This window comes from Sphingomonas sp. AP28, from assembly GCF_056680455.1.
In genome coordinates this window covers 307,539-324,565 of the sequence record NZ_CM155283.1, presented here as the reverse complement: position 1 = coordinate 324,565, position 17,027 = coordinate 307,539, and the positions used below count along the sequence as shown (strand labels likewise).

Here is a 17,027-nt window from a genome sequence, read left to right as displayed (position 1 = left end):
AAATGTTCCGCAGACGAAGCTTCGTTTGACCTTTGTTGCGCCGCAACACAGGTTGCGGACACAAATCGTCGTGGGGGCAACGAAACATGCACATAATCGATCGTCGCGTAATGATCGCGTCGCTCCTGGCGTCATCCGCTATCGTCACGCCGACAGTCGCCCAGACGGCGCCTGCCGCCACGACGACTGCGGATACGGCCGCGCCGCAAGCCGACGAATACGAGGGCGACATCGTCGTCACCGCGCAGAAGCGCGACCAGACCATTCAGAACGTCCCGATCAGTATCCAGGCGATCGGCACCAAGCGTCTCGACGATCTCAACATCTCGAACTTCAATCAATATACGCAGCTCCTCCCATCGGTCTCGTTCCAGACGACCCAGCCGGGGTCGACCGTCGTCTACATGCGCGGCGTCGCATCGGGCGGTGACGGCAACCATTCGGGGCCCCTCCCCTCGGTCGGCACCTATCTCGACGAGCAGCCGGTGACGACGATCGGCGGCACGCTCGACGTCCACATCTACGACATCGCGCGGATCGAGAGTCTCGCCGGGCCGCAGGGTACGCTGTACGGTGCCTCGTCCGAAGCGGGCACGATCCGGATCATCACCAACAAGCCCGACACGAGCGATTTCTACGGCCGCGTCGACGGCGAGGTGAACAGCGTCAAGTCGGGCGGGATCGGCAGCAAGATCGAGGGCATGCTCAACATGCCGCTGTCGCAATCCGCGGCATTGCGCGTGGTCGGCTTCTATCAGCGCGACGCCGGCTATATCGACAATGTCGCAGGCTGCCGCAGCTACCTTCCAGAACCGACCCCTACCTCGTGCACGTCGGCGAATGGCGGGGTCGTCGTCGACAATGCGGCGTTCGTGAAGAAGAACTACAACGATACCGAGACCTATGGCGGCCGCGCGGCGCTGAAGGTCGATCTCGACAGCAACTGGACGGTGACGCCGACCGTCCTGTACCAGGAACAGCGCAACCACGGCACCTATGGCTACGACCCCAAGGTCGGCGATCTCCAGGTCCAGCACTTTTTCCCCGAGTTCCGCCGCGACCGCTTCATCCAGGGCGCACTGACGATCGAGGGCAAGGTCGGCAACTGGGACGTCACCTATGCCGGCGCGTATCTCGACCGGAAGACCTACACGTCGAGCGACTATACCGACTATGCCGAAGCGTATGACTCGGCCTACTCCTCGGTCGGTGGCCTCGCCGGCTATTTCTACTACCAGGACAATGCCGGGCGGACGATCGATCCCCGCCAGAAGATCATCGGCACCGATCACTTCAAGAAGACGAGCCAGGAACTGCGCGTCGCCTCGCCCGTCGAGGACCGGTTCCGGATCGTCGCCGGCGCCTTCTACCAACGGCAGACCAACGCGATCTTTCAGGATTATCAGATCGCCAATCTCGGCACCGCGGTGTCGGTCAACGGCTCGCCGGGCACCTTGTGGCTGACCAAGCAGAACCGCGTCGACAAGGATTACGCGATGTTCGGCGAGGCAAGCTTCGACATCCTGCAGAACCTGACCGCGACTGCCGGCGGCCGCGCGTACATCTACGACAATTCGTTGATCGGCTTCTACGGGTTCGGGCGTAATCCGGCGGTCGATCCGGCCGATGGGCGGCCCTACACCGCGACACCGTTCAACGCCGCGGGCAGCAGCCAGACCGGTGTCGCGGGGTGCTATCTCGCCAATGGCCAGACCTTGCGCCAGGCCTATCTGAGTGGTGGCGATACCTCGACGCTACTACCGGCGGCGGTCGCTGGTTCGCCCTGCACCAATCTGGCGACCTACACGACGACCGGGCTGATCCCCAAAAAGACGCAGGGCCAGGGCGCGACCTACCGTTTCAACCTGACGTTCAAGCCGACCGAAAAGGTCATGGCGTACGCCACCTTCTCGCGTGGCTTCCGTCCGGGCGGGATCAACCGCCGTGGCGACGTGGCACCGTATGACGCGGATTTCCTGACCAATTATGAGCTGGGCTTGAAGACGACGCTGTTCGATCGCCTGAGGCTCAACGCATCGATCTATCAACAGGCGTGGGACAAGTTCCAGTTTTCGTTCCTGGGGCTGAACAGCTTCACGATCATCCAGAACGGCCCGAACGCGCGGATCAGGGGCGCGGAGGCCGATGCGAACTTCTCGACCGGCGGGCTCTCGCTGACCGCGGCCGCCTCCTATACCGATGCGAAGACCCGCAACGATCTGTGCGCCACTCAGATTTGCAGCGGTACCGGCACCGACGTGCTCGCACCCAAGGGAACCCGCCTGCCGATCACGCCTCGATTCAAGGCGAGCGGGACGGCGCGTTACAGCGTCCCGGTCGGCACGGCGAAGGCGTACATCCAGGGGCTGGTCGCGCATCAGAGTTCGGCGGCCGCGGATATCCGCCTCGCGCAGGCGGCGAGCTTCGGCCGGCTGAAAGCCTACACGACCGGCAACGCGTCGGTCGGTGCCGAGTTGTCCGGCTACAGCTTCGAGCTGTTCGTCCAGAATATCTGGGACGAACGCGCGCAATTGTCGCGATTCCAACAATGCGGGACCTGCTCGCAAAGAACGTACATCGTGAGCAGCACACCGCGCACGATCGGACTGCGTGCGGGGGCGAAGTTCTAGTATCCTGACGATCCCCCCCGGCAGCGGAAGTTGGCAGGCGCCGGCTTGACGGAGGGACACGGCACGGCGGTTGCCCTTCCCCCTCCTCCGTCTGGTGAAAACCAGCCACCTCCCCCTGCCGGGGGAAGACAAGATTTCTTCGAGGAACGATGATGATGACGTCCAAGCTCAAGCTTCTCCTGGCCTGCACGGGTGCGCTCGCCTCGGCCCCGGTCTCGGCCCAGGCCCAGACGGCCGCCACCAACGGCCTCGACATCGCCAAGAAGATGATCGCCTTCCGCAGCGTACGCGGCCCCGGCAACCAGACGCCGCAGCTCGCCGCCTATCTGAAGTCGGTGCTCGTGGCGGGCGGCTTTGCGAATAGCGACGTGACGATCACCCCGGTCGACGACACCGCCTACCTGATCGCCACGTGGCGCGGCAGCGATGCGGCGTTGAAGCCGATCGTCGTTTCCGGCCACATCGACGTCGTCGAGGCCAAGCCCGCCGACTGGCAGCGCGATCCGTTTACTGCGGTGGTCGAGAACGGCTATCTCTACGGCCGCGGCGCGACCGACATGAAGCTCGATGCGGCACTGGCGATCGCCACCCTGCTCGACATGAAGAAGGCCGGCTACAAGCCCAAGCGCGGCATCGTCTTGGCGCTGTCGGGCGACGAGGAAACGGTGATGAAGACATCGTCGCTGATCGCGGACACGCTGAAGGCAAGCGAGATGGCGCTCAACATCGATGGCGGCGGTGGACTATACGCCGAGAACGGCAAGGCGGAATATTTCACGATCGGCGCCGCTGAGAAAACCTACGCGGACTTCCAGCTCGAAGTGACCAACCCGGGCGGCCACTCGTCAGCGCCGCGGAAAGTCAACGCCATCAACGAACTGTCCGCCGCGCTGGTCAGGATCGGCGACTACCGGTTCACGCCGCAGCTATCGCCGATCACCAAGGGGTATTTCGAAGGCGTGGCACCGCGCCAGACGCCCGAACTCGGCGCTGCGATGCGTGCGTTCGTCGCCAACCCCGCCGACCAGAAGGCGATCGAAACGCTCGCCGCCAACACCGGCTATGTCGGCCAGATCGGCACGACCTGCGTCACGACGATGATCAACGGCGGCCATGCCCTCAACGCGCTGCCGCAGCGCGCGACCGCGAACATCAACTGCCGCATCTTTCCAGGCGTCAAGCCCGCGACCGTGATGGCCGAGCTCGCCAAGGTCGCAGGCGATCCGGGCGTGAAGTTCAGCGACGTCACCGAGGGCTCAAACCCAACCGACGCCTCGCCGCTGCGCGCCGACCTTACCGGGGCGGTCAAGGCGGCGATGGGCAAGATCCGTCCCGGCGTGCCGGTCTTCCCGAGCATGTCGGCTGGTGCCAGCGATTCGATGTGGTATCGCTCGGTCGGCGTACCGAGCTACGGCGTCAGCCCCATCTTCATCAAGCAGTCCGACGACTTCAGTCACGGTCTCAACGAGCGCACCCCGATCGATAACATTCCGCTGGCGATCACCTACTACCGCTCGCTCTTCACCGACCTGACGAAGTAATGCGCGGGTGAGGACGTTACGAGGCGAGCGCCACCGTCACGCTCGCCTCCCTGATGTTTGACGACAAGTAATTCAATCGAGTCAGGCGGGATCGGGGATGCGGCAGTATCCTTGCAGCGTCTGCACGTCCTTGCGCGCTTCCCTCGCCGCGCGACCGTCATTCGCCACCGCGACCGTAGAGCGCTTAGGGGCCAATTGCCCGAAATCGGTGCTCACCCTCGGGCACGATTACCAGACGTGATGGAGAGCTCGCACTTGCCCTAGCGGCGCCGGTCGATGGCATCATGCTCGAGCCCGGCAACGTGTTCGGCACCAGCGGCGGATGGGCAGATTATGAGGCCCGAACCCGCTCGCGTGAAGAGCATCGATACATAATCGATACGATCACGATGAGAGCATTTCATCGCTGCATCAACGAAGCGGTAAATTGTTCGGCCCAATCAGACGGTATATTCGAATTCGCCAATCAGCGACGGTTCTGTCGCAGCGCTCGTACGGCGACTGCGGTCCACCCAGGATCGTTCGGACACTCCAAATCCACCAAAAGGACGTGCCTAAATGGCCACCCTAGTTGCCACTCCAGCAATCCGATCAGACACAGCGAGCGGGGGAACTCAGTCCGCCCGCTGGGGCGCGGTCTATGCGATGGCGCTGTGCAGCTTCGTGCTCGTCGCGTCCGAATTCCTGCCGGTCAGCCTGCTCAGTCCGATCGCGGAGACCTTGCGCCTGACCGAGGGCCAGGCGGGGCAGGCGATCGCGATCTCCGGCGTGTTCGCGGTCGTCACGAGCCTGTCGTTCTCGGTAATGCTCGGCCGGATCGACCGGCGCTACGTCGTCCTCGCGCTGATCGCCATGCTGATCGTGTCGGGCGCGATGGTGGCGTTTGCGCCGAGCTACACTCTGTTCATGACCGGCCGCGCGCTGCTGGGGGTCGCGATCGGGGGGTTCTGGTCGATGTCGGCGTCGATCGCGATCCGGTTGGTGCCCGCGGACTCGGTCGGCAAGGCGCTGGCGATCATCAGCGGCGGCACTGCGCTCGCGACCGCGCTCGCCGCCCCGCTCGGCAGTTTCCTCGGCAGCATCATCGGCTGGCGCGGCGCGTTCTTCTGCGTGGTGCCGGTCGCGGTCGGTGCGCTCGTCTGGCAGGCACTGGCGTTGCCGAAGCTGCCCGTCGCCGAGCGTCAGTCGGCGCGCGCGATGGTCGGCCTGCTCCGTAGCAGGGCGGTGCTGCTCGGCCTGTTTGCGGTCGCGATGCTGTTCGTCGGCCAGTTCGCGCTGTTCACCTATCTGCGGCCGTTCCTCGAACAGGTGACGCACGTCAGCGTCGTCATGCTCTCCGTGATGCTGTTGATCGTCGGTGTATCCGGTTTCGTCGGGACCGTCGTGATCGAACGGTTCATCGCCGGGAGCGTGTTCGTCACGCTATGGGCCCTGCCCGCGGTGATGGCGGTGGTCGCGGTACTGCTGGCGGTGTTCGGCGGTTCGACGATCGGCACCGCGGCGTTGCTCGCGATCTGGGGCTTTGCCGGAACGGCGGCGCCGGTGGCGTGGTGGACCTGGCTCGCGCGCACCTTGCCCGACGACGCGGAGGCAGGCGGTGGCCTGATGGTCGCGGTGGTGCAGATGGCGATCACGCTCGGTGCGACGGTCGGCGGGGTCGTGTACGACACGGCCGGCGCGATCCCCGAGTTTCTCAGCAGCGCGGCGTTGCTGGGCGTCGCCGCGCTGGCTGCCCTCGCGGTAGCACGCTACGCTGGGCGCGATGTCGCCATCCGCAACGAACAATGATGAATCTTTCTCATTGCTTCGATGAGCGAATACGAAGAGCCGAAACCTGCCACGCAGCGTTGTGTTGATAAGCGACGCACCGGAGGTCATCCCGGTCCGTCACCGACGATCGCACAGGGGACGGCCGCGCGCCGTACGAAAAGGAAATGCAAGCGATGCCCGACGTCTCCGAACTCGAACTTTCGCGCCGTGGCCTTCTGGCCGGCGGTGCGGCGACGGCCGTGGTCGCGGCGACTTCCGCCGCCTCGGCCGCACCTGCAACTCCAGCCAAGGCCGTGCCGATGATGCCCGTGACGTTCGAAGTGAACGGCAAGCGCCAACAGCTGTCGCTCGATCCCCGTACGACCCTGCTCGACGCACTGCGCGAGCATCTGCATCTGACGGGCACCAAGAAGGGCTGCGACCACGGCCAGTGCGGCGCGTGCACCGTGATGGTCGACGGTGTGCGGATCAATTCCTGCCTCAGCCTCGCGGTGATGCACGAGGGCGACAAGGTCACGACGATCGAAGGGCTCGGCACGCCCGAAAAACTGCATCCGATGCAGGCCGCCTTCATCAAGCATGACGGTTATCAATGCGGCTATTGCACGCCCGGCCAGATCTGTTCGGCGGTGGCGGTGCTCGACGAGATCAAGCGCGGCGTGCCGAGCCACGTCCAGGACGACCTGACCGCCAAGCCGCGCGCGACCAACATGGAAATGCGCGAGCGGATGAGCGGCAACATCTGCCGTTGCGGTGCCTATTCCAATATTGCCGAGGCGATGGGCGAAGTCGTGGGAGCAGACGCATGAGAGCCTTCACCTACGAACGCGCCAAGGATGCCGGCGCAGCGGCCCGCGCGGTGGCGGGCAATCCTGCGGCGAAGTTCATCGCCGGTGGGACCAACCTGCTCGACCTCATGAAGATCGAAGTTGAAACGCCGACGCATCTCGTCGACGTCCAGGACCTCGGGTTCGACAAGATCGAGAAGACGCGCGATGGTGGCCTGCGCATCGGCGCCCTGGTGACTAACACCAACCTTGCCGCCGACGAGCGCATCCGCCGAGACTATAGCGTGCTGACGCGCGCGATCGTCGCGGGCGCTTCGGGCCAGTTGCGCAACAAGGCGTCGACCGCGGGCAATTTGCTCCAGCGTACGCGCTGCCCGTATTTCTACGATACCAACATGGCCTGCAACAAGCGCAAGCCGGGGTCGGGCTGTTCGGCGATCGGCGGCTATTCGCGCCAGCTGGGCGTGATCGGGGTCAGCGACGCATGCATCGCCACCTTTCCGGGGGACATGGCGGTAGCGATGCGCGTGCTGGACGCCGTGGTCGAGACGATCGACGCAGGCGGCCAGCGCCGGATGATCCCGATCGCGGACTTCCACCGTCTCTGGGGTGATCATCCCGAACAGGACACGGTGCTGAAGCAGGGCGAACTGATCACCGCGGTCACCCTGCCCCGCCCGCTCGGCGGCAAGCATTTCTACGAAAAGGTACGCGATCGTGCGTCCTACGCCTACGCGCTGGTTTCGGTCGCCGCAGTGATCCAGCCGGACGGTACGGGTCGCGTCGCCTTCGGCGGCGTCGCGCCGAAGCCCTGGCGGGTCGAGGCGGCGGATGCGCTGCTGCCCCAGGGTGCCGCCGCCGTGACGGCCCGCGCCTTCCAGGGCGCGACGCCGACCAAGGACAACGCGTTCAAGCTGCCGCTCGCGACCCGCGCGCTGGCAGCCGTCATCGCCGAAGCGAAGGCCTGATCCCATGAAGTTCGAAACACCCGCCGGTACGAACCCGATCGACCGCATGAAGGTCGTCGGGCGTCCCCTCGACCGCATCGACGGCAAGCTCAAGACGACGGGCCGCGCGCCCTATGCCTATGAGCATCACCGCGACGTCGCAAACCCCGCTTATGGCCACATCGTTGGCGCGGCGATCGCCAAGGGACGCATCAACGCGATCGACCTGACCGCGGCGAAGGCTGCACCGGGCGTGCTGGCGATTGTCACCGCGCAGGATGCAGGCAAGCTCGGCAAGGGCAATTTCAACACCGCCAAGCTGCTCGGCGGGCCGGAAGTCGACCATTATCACCAGGCGATCGCGATCGTCGTCGCCGAGACCTTCGAACAGGCGCGCGCGGCGGGGAACCTCGTCCGCGTCGACTATGCCCGTGGCAAGGGTCAGTACGACCTCGACGAAGCACTCAAGACCGCACCGCTCGAGGGCGGTTCGAGCGAGGAAGGCAGCGGCGCGCCGCCGGTCGACCGGGTCGGCAAGTTCGAACCCGCATTCGCCGCAGCACCGGTCAAGCTCGATGCGGAATATTCGACGCCCGACCACAGCCACGCGATGATGGAGCCGTTCGCCTCGATCGCGTCGTGGACCGGCGATCAGCTGACGGTGTGGACATCGAACCAGATGATCGACTGGGGCCGCAGCGATCTGGCGAAGACGCTTGGTATCCCGAAGGACAAGATCACGTTCCTGTCGCCCTATGTCGGTGGCGGTTTCGGCGGCAAGCTGTTCCTTCGCACCGACGCGGTGATGGCGGCGCTTGCTGCGAAGGCTGCCGGACGGCCGGTCAAGGTCGCTTTGCCGCGGCCGATGATCGCCAACAACACGACGCATCGCCCGGCGACGCGCCAGCGCATCCGGATCGGCGCGACCAGGGACGGCATGATCACCGCGATCGCGCATGAAAGCGGCTCGGGCGATCAGCCCGATGGCAAGCCGGAGACTGCGGTCAGCCAGACCAAGCTGCTCTACGCCGGCGCCAACCGCCTGACGTCGATGCGGCTCGCCGTGCTCAACCTGCCCGAAGGCAACGCGATGCGCGCGCCTGGCGAAGCGCCGGGATTGATGGCGCTGGAGATCGCGATGGACGAAATGGCCGAGAAGCTCGGGATGGACCCCATCGCCTTCCGCGTGAAGAACGATACGCAGGTCGATCCTGAGAAGCCGTCGCGTCGCTTCTCGCAGCGAGAGCTGGTGCGGTGCCTGACCGAAGGTGCGACCAAATTCGGCTGGGATCGCCGCAATGCGAAGCCGGGCCAGGTGCGCGACGGTCGCTGGCTGGTCGGCATGGGCGTGGCATCGGCATTCCGCAACCACATGAACATGACGTCGGGCGCGCGCGTCCGGCTGGGTCGCGACGGCATCGTCACGGTCGAAACGGACATGACGGACATCGGCACCGGCAGCTACACGATCATCGCCCAGACCGCGGCGGAGATGATGGGCGTGCCGTTCGAGGCCGTCCAAGTGAAGCTCGGCAGTTCGGCCTTCCCGGTATCGGCGGGGTCGGGCGGGCAGTTCGGCGCGGCCAATGCCACCGCGGGCGTTTACGCCGCGTGCGTGAAGCTGCGTGAGGCAGTGGCGCAGCGGCTGGGCTATAATTCCGGTGACGCGGTGTTCGCCGACGGCAAGGTCGCCAGCGGCAATCGCTCGGCGGAGTTGCGCCAGGCCGCCTCAGCGGGCGAGCTGGTCGCCGAGGACAAGATCGAGTTCGGCGATCTCGACAAGAGCTGGCAGTTGTCCACCTTCGGCGCGCATTTCGTCGAGGTCGGCGTCGATGCCTATACCGGCGCGACCCGGCTGCGGCGGATGCTGGCGGTCTGCGCGGCGGGGCGGATCATCAACCCGATGACGGCACGGAGCCAGGTGATCGGCGCGATGACGATGGGCGTCGGCAGCGCGCTGATGGAAGAGCTGGCGGTCGACAAGCGCTTCGGCTTCTTCGTCAACCACGACCTCGCCAGCTACGAAGTGCCGGTCCATGCCGACATCCCGCACCAGGACGTCGTGTTCCTCGAGGAGGCCGACGCGAAGGCCAACCCGATGAAGGCGAAGGGCGTCGGCGAACTCGGGCTTTGCGGCGTCGGGGCGGCGGTCGCCAACGCGGTCTACAATGCGACCGGCGTGCGGATCCGCGATTACCCGCTGACGCTCGACAAGCATCTCGACCGCCTCCCCGCGGTCGCCTGACGCGCGCGATACTCGATCCAACAGGAGTTCCCATGACCCCGAACACCACGGCGCTTCTGCTGATCGAGTATCAGAACGACTTCGTGAGCGAGGGCGGCGCGCAGCACGACGCCGTCGCCGCGGTGATGCGCGATACCGACATGCTGGCGCACAGTCGCGCGGTCGTCGCGGCGGCGCGCGCGCAGGGCGTGACCATCCTGCATGCGCCGATCAGCTTTGCCGAGGGCTATCCCGAGGCCCCGTCCGAGCCCTACGGCATTCTCGCCGGCATCGTCGGCGCGAACGCCTTCCGCAAGGGTAGCTGGGGCGTCGAGATCGCCGAAGAAATGGCACCGGCGGAAGGCGACATCGTGGTCGCAGGCAAGTGCGGCCTCGATTGCTTCGCCACCACCAACCTCGATTTCATTCTCCGCCAGCGCGCAATCACCGGGCTCGTGATCGCCGGTTTCCTGACCAATTGCTGCGTCGAATCGACGATGCGCTCGGCCTATGAGCGCGGCTACCAGGTCGTCACGCTCACCGACTGCACCGCGACGCTCAGCCCGGAAGAGCAGGATGCCGCCGTGACCAAGAATTTCCCGATGTTCTCGCGGCCGATGACGCACGATGCGTTCCTCGCGGAACTGGACGCCCGTCGGTGAAGTTCGATACGCCCGCCGGCGAGACGCCGATCGATCGTCTCACCGTCGTCGGCCGCGCGCATCCGCGGGTCGAGGGCAAGCTGAAGACCACCGGCACCGCGCGCTACGCAGCCGAGCATGATGTCGGCCCCGACCTCACCTATGGCTGGATTCTCGGCGCGGCGATCGCGAAGGGGCGCATCGATTGGATCGACGCGACGCGCGCACGGGCCGCACCCGGCGTCCGCGCGGTGGTGACGCACGAGAATGCCGGACCGACCGGTACCGGCGAATTCTACGTGCAGCGCGTCCTCGCCGGGCCTCTCGTCGATCATTATCACCAGGCAGTCGCGGTGGTCGTTGCCGACACGTTCGAACAGGCGCGCGCCGCCGCCGCGCTGATCGGGGTCGGATATGCCCGCGCGCCCGGTCGCTTTGATCTCGCCGCGCAGAAGCCCTCCGCGTCGCTCGCGCCCAAGGAGGCGTTCGGTGGCCCGCCGGAGACCATCGTCGGCAATTTCGACAGCGCCTTTGCCGATGCCGCAGTGACGGTCGACCAGCGCTACACCGTTCCCGATCAGGCGCATGCGATGATGGAACCGCACGCGACGATCGCACGCTGGGATGGCGATCGGCTGACGTGCTGGACGTCGGTCCAGCAACTCGCCTGGGGCACGCGCGATCTCGGCCGGATCATCGGTACGCCCAAGGAGAATATCCGGCTGCTGTCGCCGTTCATCGGCGGCGGGTTCGGCGGCAAGGGCACCACGCAGAGCGATCTCGCGCTGGCGGCGATCGCCGCGCGGGTCGTCGGCCGCCCGGTCAAGCTCGTGCTGCAACGCCCGCTGATGTTCAACAACACGATCCACCGGCCCAGGACGATCCAGCGTGTCCGGCTCGGCGCGGGCAAGGACGGTCGATTGGTCGCGATCGGGCATGACAGCTGGTCTGGCAACCTGGCGGGCGGGCGGACCGAGGCCGCGACGATCCCGACGCGATTGCTCTACCACGGTGAGAACCGCCTGCTTCGCCGTTATCTCGCCACGCTCGATCTCGCCGAGGGCAACGCGATGCGCGCGCCCGGCGAGGCGCCTGGGATGATGGCGCTCGAAATCGCGATGGACGAACTTGCCGAGAAGCTCGGCATGGACCCGGTCGCACTGCGCATCGCCAACGATACGCAGGTCGATCCGGAGAAGCCCGGTCGTCGCTTCTCGACGCGGCCGTTCGTCGCCTGCCTGCGCACCGGCGCCGAACGCTTCGGCTGGGACGCCCGCCAGGCAGAGCCCGGCAGCCGCAGCGAGGGTCGCTGGCTCATCGGCATGGGCATGGCGAGCGCGATCCGCGGCGCACCGATCGCGAAGGCAGGCGCGCGCGTCCGGCTCGAGACCGACGGCCGCATCGTCGTCGAGACCGACATGACCGACATCGGCACGGGCAGCTACACGATCGTCGCGCAGACTGCGGCCGAGATGATGGGCGTGCCGCTCGACCGGGTGACGGCCAGGCTTGGCGACTCGACCTTCCCCGAAACGCCGGGATCGGGCGGCCAGCAGGGTGCGGCCTCGGTAACGGCTGGCGTCTATGCAGCCTGCGCGAAGCTCCGCGATCTCGTCGCACAACGGCTCGGCTTCAACACCGCGGATGTCGTCTTCGCGGACGGCCAGGTCCGCTCCGCCGGCCGGTCCGTGCGGTTGACCGACGCAGCGCTGGGAGGCGCGATCGTCGCCGAGGATTTCATGGACTATGGCGACCTCAAGGAGCGCTTTGCACAGCAGACGTTCGGCGCGCATTTCGCGGAGGTCGCGGTCGACCGCTATACCGGCGCGGTCCGCGTGCGGCGCATGCTGGCGGTCGTCGCGGCGGGCCGGATCATCAACCCGACCACCGCGCGCAGCCAGGTCATCGGCGGCATGACGATGGGCATCGGCGCCGCGCTGATGGAGGAGATGGCGGTCGACACGCGCTTCGGCCTGTTCGTCAACCACGACCTCGCGGGGTACGAGGTCCCGGTCCACGCCGACGTGCCGCATCTCGACGTCGCCTTCATTGACGAAGTCGACGCCACGATGTCGCCGCTGAAGGCCAAGGGCGTCGGCGAGCTTGGCCTGTCGGGTGTCGCGCCCGCGATCGCCAACGCGGTCTACAACGCCACCGGGGTGCGCGTGCGCGACTATCCGGTGACGCTCGACAAGCATGTCGACGGATTGCCCGACATCGTCTGACAGTCACATTTCGAAGGAAAATGCTCATGGAACTCAAGCGCGCAGGATCGCAGCCGTCGCAACAGGGCCCCGCCGACTGGTTCACGGGAACGGTCCGTATAGACCCGCTCAACACCGCGACGGAGCCCGCCCGCCACAGCTGCGCGGCGGTGACGTTCGAACCCGGCGCCCGCACCAACTGGCACACCCATCCGCTGGGCCAGACGTTGATCGTCACTGCCGGCGCCGGCTGGACCCAATGCGACGGCGAGGCGATCGTCGAGATCCGCGCCGGCGACGTGATCTGGTGCCCACCCGGCCACAAACACTGGCACGGCGCGACGTCGACCACCGCGATGACGCACATCGTCATCCAGGAAGCGCTAAATGGCAGCCCGGTCGACTGGCTGGAGCCGGTGACCGATGCGCAGTATCTTGGGTCGGCCGCCTAGGGCGCCAGGATACACAGTAGGACATGGTCACCAGTCGATCCGATTTCGCCGACTTCAGCTATTTCTTGGCGATCGCGAAGCACCGCAGCTTCCGCGTCGCCGGGCTAGAACTCGGCGTCAGCGCATCGGCGCTGAGCCACGCACTGAAAGGACTCGAGGGTCGGCTCGGCGTCCGATTGCTCAATCGGACCAATCGCAGCGTGACGCTGACCGCGGCGGGCGAGGAATTGCGCGACGCGATCACGCAGCCCTTCTCGGCGATCGGCCAGGCGGTCGAGGACCTCAACCGCTACCGCGATGCGCCGACCGGTAGGATCAGGCTGAACGTTGTCGTCGATGCCGCCGCGCTCCTGCTCAGTCACGTGCTGCCCGAATTCGCCGATCGCTATCCGGACATCGACCTCGACATCGTCGCCACCGACCGCATGGTCGACATCGTCGGCGGAGGCTTCGACGCAGGGATCCGCCACGGTGGCACCGTTCCCGAGGACATGGTGGCGCAGCGAATCTCTGGCGATCTCTGCTGGGTCGTCGCTGGCTCGCCCGCCTATCTCGATCGGTTTGGCGAGCCGCAGTACCCGGGAGATCTCCAGCAGCATCGCTGCCTCGGCATCCGGCTCGGCGACGACCGCATCTACCGGTGGGACTTCGAAGGACCGGACGGCGAGTTCGCGGTCAGCGTTCCCAGCAAGATCTACATCAACGAAGGTCGCGCTATGCTCGGGCTGGCGCTCGGCGGGGCTGGCCTGATGTACGGTTCCGAACAGCTGTTCGCGCCCTATTGCGCTCGCGGCGAATTGCGCATCGTCCTGCGCGACTGGGCGACGACGGGTCCCGGCTACCACGTCTATTATTCGAGCCGGAGACAGGTGCCCGCCGGCCTTCGCCTGCTGATCGACCTCATCCGCGAGTTGCGTCCTTTGGGACTCTAGTGACGATCCGGACAAAGGTGACGTCTAAGTAGGCGCCCTGGCGTGCTGCAGGACGAAGCCGCACAAAGCACCTGTGACGATATCGGCGTCATAAAAGGTCAGCATCACTGACACGATTGTGTCGCATGGGTGCCATAAGTGAGGCATTCAAGACCCCAGATTGGGGTTCCGCAGTCGATAGAGCCAGCCTTCCCGGCCCCAGGAAGACCTCTTTGCGCGTCCCTTTCGGAGATGCTGAACCAATGTCGTTTCTTTTGCCCGCCAGGCGGGTCCGTTTGATCGCGTCCGCCGCATCTACCCTCCCCTTGCTCCTCCTGGCGAACGCCGCACACGCGGAGGATCCGAAGGCCGATCCCGATCAGACTAGGTCCGACATCATCGTCATGGGCGATCGCACGATCCGTTCGGACAAGGAGCAGTCGACATCGGTGCGCGATTCGATCGTGTTCGACGATCTCGAAACGCTGTCGGCCGACGGCAGCGTCGCGGGGCAGTTGATCCTGCTGCCCGGTATAAGCGCGATCGAAGACGGCGATGCGCCGCGGTTCGTTAGCATCCGGGGCATCTCGCCCGATCTCAACCAGACCACGATCGACGGCATCACGCTCGCGACGATCGGCAACGACGGCGAAGGATCGCGCAAGGTCAATCTCCAGCAGATCCCGTCCGAACTCGCCTTTCACAATGACGTCTACAAGACCTTCACTGCCGAACAGGACGGCGCGGCGATCGGCGGGATCGTCGATATCGTCACGCGCAGTGCGTTCGCGCTGACGCGCCGCTACGTCATGGTCGACGGCTACGGCATCTATTCGTCGTTCAAGGGCGATGGTGGCAGCAATGCCGGCAACGGCAGCACGCCGCATTTCGGTGGCGGCGGCAAGATGGTGTTCGCGGACAAGTTCGGCGCGGGCGACCAGTTCGGCGTGGTCCTGTCGGCGCGCTACAAGAATCGCATCCGCAACTCGCGCAAATGGTGGCAGGACACCAAATATTACTTTAGCGACGCCGGCAAGAAGCTGACGGGCCCTGACGATCCCGCGTGGAACGGCATCGCCGTGCCCTACAACCACAGCTATGGCAGCTACACCAACCGCCTCCAGACCGCGGGCAGTTCGGCAAAGTTCGAATGGCGGCCGCTCGGTACCGACATTTATGCGTCGCTGCTGGGGTTCAATTATCGTCAGTGGGAATCCTCGACGATGAACAAGAACGATTACTACACCAAGAACAGCGTCAGCGACCTGACCGCGGAGGGCGGCGGGTCGGACATCAACAGCCTCTATTCACGCTATCGCTACGACACCTGGAACAAGGCGACGGTCGGCGCGATCGGCAATGTCGAATGGCACGACGACCGCTCGTCGTTGCGCGTTCGCGGCGGCTACACGCGCGCCCGGTACGACAATACGCAGCCCTATATCGGCGTTCGCGCCTATCCGGCCGGGCTTTCGCTCGATTGGGCGGCGGGCAATGACGGCACCGGCGGGCTGCCCTACGTCACCGGGATCAACAAGCCGAGCCTCGTACTCGGATCGCCATACAAGCTCAGCACCGCGCAGACGACATACCGCATGGCCAACGAGGGACTGGCGAATGCGCGCGTCGATTATGGCTGGAACGCCGAGCCCGAGGATCGTGGCTTCGGGTTCGTCACAGGGATCGAATTTCGCAACCTGGAACTGTCGCGCAACGTCGACATGACCGAATACAAGCTCGGTCAGGCGATGAACGCCTATCTCTATGATCCCGGCTACGTCCCGGTCGGCGCACCGCAATCGTTCCCGTGGGTCGACTGGGCCCGCGTGAAGAAGGAGTTGTGGCCCAAGTTCGTCAAGGACGTACCCAACTCGACCTACGACAGCATCACCGGGGATTATCGATACACCGAGCGGCTGGTAACGCCGTTTCTGTCGCTGCATTACGCCACTGACGACACGACGCTGGTTGCGGGCGTCCGTTACGACCACACCCGCTTTTCCGCGTTCCAGCCGACGATCACCGGCGGCACCGCGTCGGCGGTGATGAAGCGGAACAACGGCGGGTACCAGTATCTGCTGCCATCGTTCACCGGCATCCAGGACTTCGCCGGCGGCAAGAAGCTCCGTTTTTCGTACAGCCGCACGCTCGGCCGGCCGACGCCCGGCAACATCGCACAACCGGAGTCGCTCAATTGCGGTGACGAGGACTCGGGCGGGGCGGATTGCTCGATAAGCCGCGGCAATCCCGATCTGCGCCCGCGTCGGTCGGACAATCTCGATGTCCAGTTCGAGCAGTATTTCCACAAGGACGGGATCATCTCGCTCGGCGCATTCGCCAAGTGGATCAAGGACGACATCTTTACGCTGACCACGACGCAGTTGATCAACGACGTCACCTACCGGGTGCGCCAGCCGCTCAACGCCGACAATTCGCGGCTCTACGGCATCGAGTTCCAGGCGGCCGATCACGACGTGAACCTGTTCGGCCAGCGGATCGATCCGTTCTTCAACGCGACCTGGCTGAAGGGACGGATGTCGATCACCAGCGATGCCGGATCGCGTACGCTCGACCGGCTGATCTACCAGCCGAAATGGATCGTCAACGGCGGCGCGACGCTCCGCCTGCCGGCGATCGACGGCGCGTTCCGGGCCACCGTCACGCACCGCGGCAGCTATATGGAGGGCATCGGCGAGACCGCGCAGGACGATAACGGTCGCGCCGAGCTGACTACCGTCAACCTCGGCCTGTGGCACCGCGTGACGAAGCACGTGACGTTCAAATACGAGATCACCAACCTGCTCAACGACCAGCCGAAATTCCTGGTCGGCAACGGGCTTCGCTACGTCAGCGAAGTCGACGACTATGGCCAGGGTGCCTTTTTCCATATCATGCTGCGCTGATAAGCCGAACGGAGTT

12 protein-coding genes are annotated in these 17,027 nt (G+C 65.4%); 11 read left to right on the top strand and 1 reads right to left on the bottom strand.

What is annotated here, in order from left to right:
* The first annotated feature begins 110 nt into the window (after positions 1 to 110).
* Positions 111 to 2,630 carry a TonB-dependent receptor gene (locus AC1MH0_RS01410; RefSeq protein ID WP_480964371.1) on the top strand — a complete coding sequence of 840 codons (2,520 nt, stop codon included), beginning with the start codon at positions 111 to 113 and terminating at the stop codon, positions 2,628 to 2,630.
* 155 nt (positions 2,631 to 2,785) lie between these two features.
* Positions 2,786 to 4,171 (top strand): M20/M25/M40 family metallo-hydrolase, encoded by a 1,386-nt coding sequence (locus tag AC1MH0_RS01405; protein ID WP_480964370.1) that lies wholly within the window; start codon positions 2,786 to 2,788, stop codon positions 4,169 to 4,171.
* 81 nt (positions 4,172 to 4,252) lie between these two features.
* Here the strand turns inward: AC1MH0_RS01405 and AC1MH0_RS01400 are convergent, their stop codons facing one another.
* A complete protein-coding gene (locus AC1MH0_RS01400; RefSeq protein WP_480964369.1) occupies positions 4,253 to 4,387 on the bottom strand; it encodes a hypothetical protein in 135 nt (44 codons plus the stop codon).
* A 342-nt stretch (positions 4,388 to 4,729) separates the two neighbouring features.
* On the opposite strand from AC1MH0_RS01400, the gene AC1MH0_RS01395 reads away from it, so the two are divergent.
* From AC1MH0_RS01395 to AC1MH0_RS01355, 9 genes are all read left to right on the top strand, one after another.
* The gene (locus AC1MH0_RS01395) at positions 4,730 to 5,959 is read left to right on the top strand and encodes an MFS transporter (RefSeq protein ID WP_480964368.1); all 1,230 of its coding nucleotides are present in this window, start codon (positions 4,730 to 4,732) and stop codon (positions 5,957 to 5,959) included.
* Between the two features lie 155 nt (positions 5,960 to 6,114).
* Complete coding sequence (paoA, locus tag AC1MH0_RS01390) at positions 6,115 to 6,750, top strand: aldehyde dehydrogenase iron-sulfur subunit PaoA (protein WP_480964367.1); 636 nt, start codon at positions 6,115 to 6,117, stop codon at positions 6,748 to 6,750.
* Positions 6,747 to 7,697 carry an FAD binding domain-containing protein gene (locus tag AC1MH0_RS01385; protein ID WP_480964366.1) on the top strand — a complete coding sequence of 317 codons (951 nt, stop codon included), beginning with the start codon at positions 6,747 to 6,749 and terminating at the stop codon, positions 7,695 to 7,697. The genes paoA and AC1MH0_RS01385 overlap by 4 nt, the downstream gene beginning before the upstream one ends.
* Positions 7,698 to 7,701: 4 nt before the next feature.
* Entirely contained in the window at positions 7,702 to 9,921 is a 2,220-nt protein-coding gene (gene paoC / locus AC1MH0_RS01380) for an aldehyde oxidoreductase molybdenum-binding subunit PaoC (RefSeq protein ID WP_480964365.1), read from the top strand.
* Between the two features lie 32 nt (positions 9,922 to 9,953).
* A complete protein-coding gene (locus tag AC1MH0_RS01375) occupies positions 9,954 to 10,562 on the top strand; it encodes a cysteine hydrolase family protein (protein ID WP_480964364.1) in 609 nt (202 codons plus the stop codon).
* A complete protein-coding gene (paoC, locus tag AC1MH0_RS01370; RefSeq protein WP_480964363.1) occupies positions 10,559 to 12,766 on the top strand; it encodes an aldehyde oxidoreductase molybdenum-binding subunit PaoC in 2,208 nt (735 codons plus the stop codon). The genes AC1MH0_RS01375 and paoC (AC1MH0_RS01370) overlap by 4 nt, the downstream gene beginning before the upstream one ends.
* 26 nt (positions 12,767 to 12,792) lie before the next feature.
* On the top strand, positions 12,793 to 13,197 hold the full coding sequence (locus tag AC1MH0_RS01365) for a (R)-mandelonitrile lyase (protein ID WP_480964362.1): 405 nt from the start codon (positions 12,793 to 12,795) through the stop codon (positions 13,195 to 13,197).
* 23 nt (positions 13,198 to 13,220) lie between these two features.
* Positions 13,221 to 14,129, top strand: a complete 909-nt coding sequence (locus AC1MH0_RS01360) for a LysR substrate-binding domain-containing protein (RefSeq protein WP_480964361.1) — start codon at positions 13,221 to 13,223, stop codon at positions 14,127 to 14,129.
* A 242-nt stretch (positions 14,130 to 14,371) separates the two neighbouring features.
* Complete coding sequence (locus AC1MH0_RS01355; protein WP_480964360.1) at positions 14,372 to 17,011, top strand: TonB-dependent receptor; 2,640 nt, start codon at positions 14,372 to 14,374, stop codon at positions 17,009 to 17,011.
* Positions 17,012 to 17,027 lie beyond the last annotated feature (16 nt).

Bases quoted from the DNA above. Each gene is read 5' to 3' on its own strand.
- AC1MH0_RS01405 (WP_480964370.1), top strand. From the start codon at position 2,786: ATGACGTCCAAGCTCAAGCTTCTCCTGGCCTGCACGGGTGCGCTCGCC.
- AC1MH0_RS01385 (WP_480964366.1), top strand. From the start codon at position 6,747: ATGAGAGCCTTCACCTACGAACGCGCCAAGGATGCCGGCGCAGCGGCC.
- AC1MH0_RS01410 (WP_480964371.1), top strand. From the start codon at position 111: ATGATCGCGTCGCTCCTGGCGTCATCCGCTATCGTCACGCCGACAGTC.
- AC1MH0_RS01375 (WP_480964364.1), top strand. From the start codon at position 9,954: ATGACCCCGAACACCACGGCGCTTCTGCTGATCGAGTATCAGAACGAC.
- AC1MH0_RS01355 (WP_480964360.1), top strand. From the start codon at position 14,372: ATGTCGTTTCTTTTGCCCGCCAGGCGGGTCCGTTTGATCGCGTCCGCC.
- AC1MH0_RS01365 (WP_480964362.1), top strand. From the start codon at position 12,793: ATGGAACTCAAGCGCGCAGGATCGCAGCCGTCGCAACAGGGCCCCGCC.
- AC1MH0_RS01360 (WP_480964361.1), top strand. From the start codon at position 13,221: ATGGTCACCAGTCGATCCGATTTCGCCGACTTCAGCTATTTCTTGGCG.
- paoC (WP_480964365.1), top strand. From the start codon at position 7,702: ATGAAGTTCGAAACACCCGCCGGTACGAACCCGATCGACCGCATGAAG.
- AC1MH0_RS01395 (WP_480964368.1), top strand. From the start codon at position 4,730: ATGGCCACCCTAGTTGCCACTCCAGCAATCCGATCAGACACAGCGAGC.
- paoA (WP_480964367.1), top strand. From the start codon at position 6,115: ATGCCCGACGTCTCCGAACTCGAACTTTCGCGCCGTGGCCTTCTGGCC.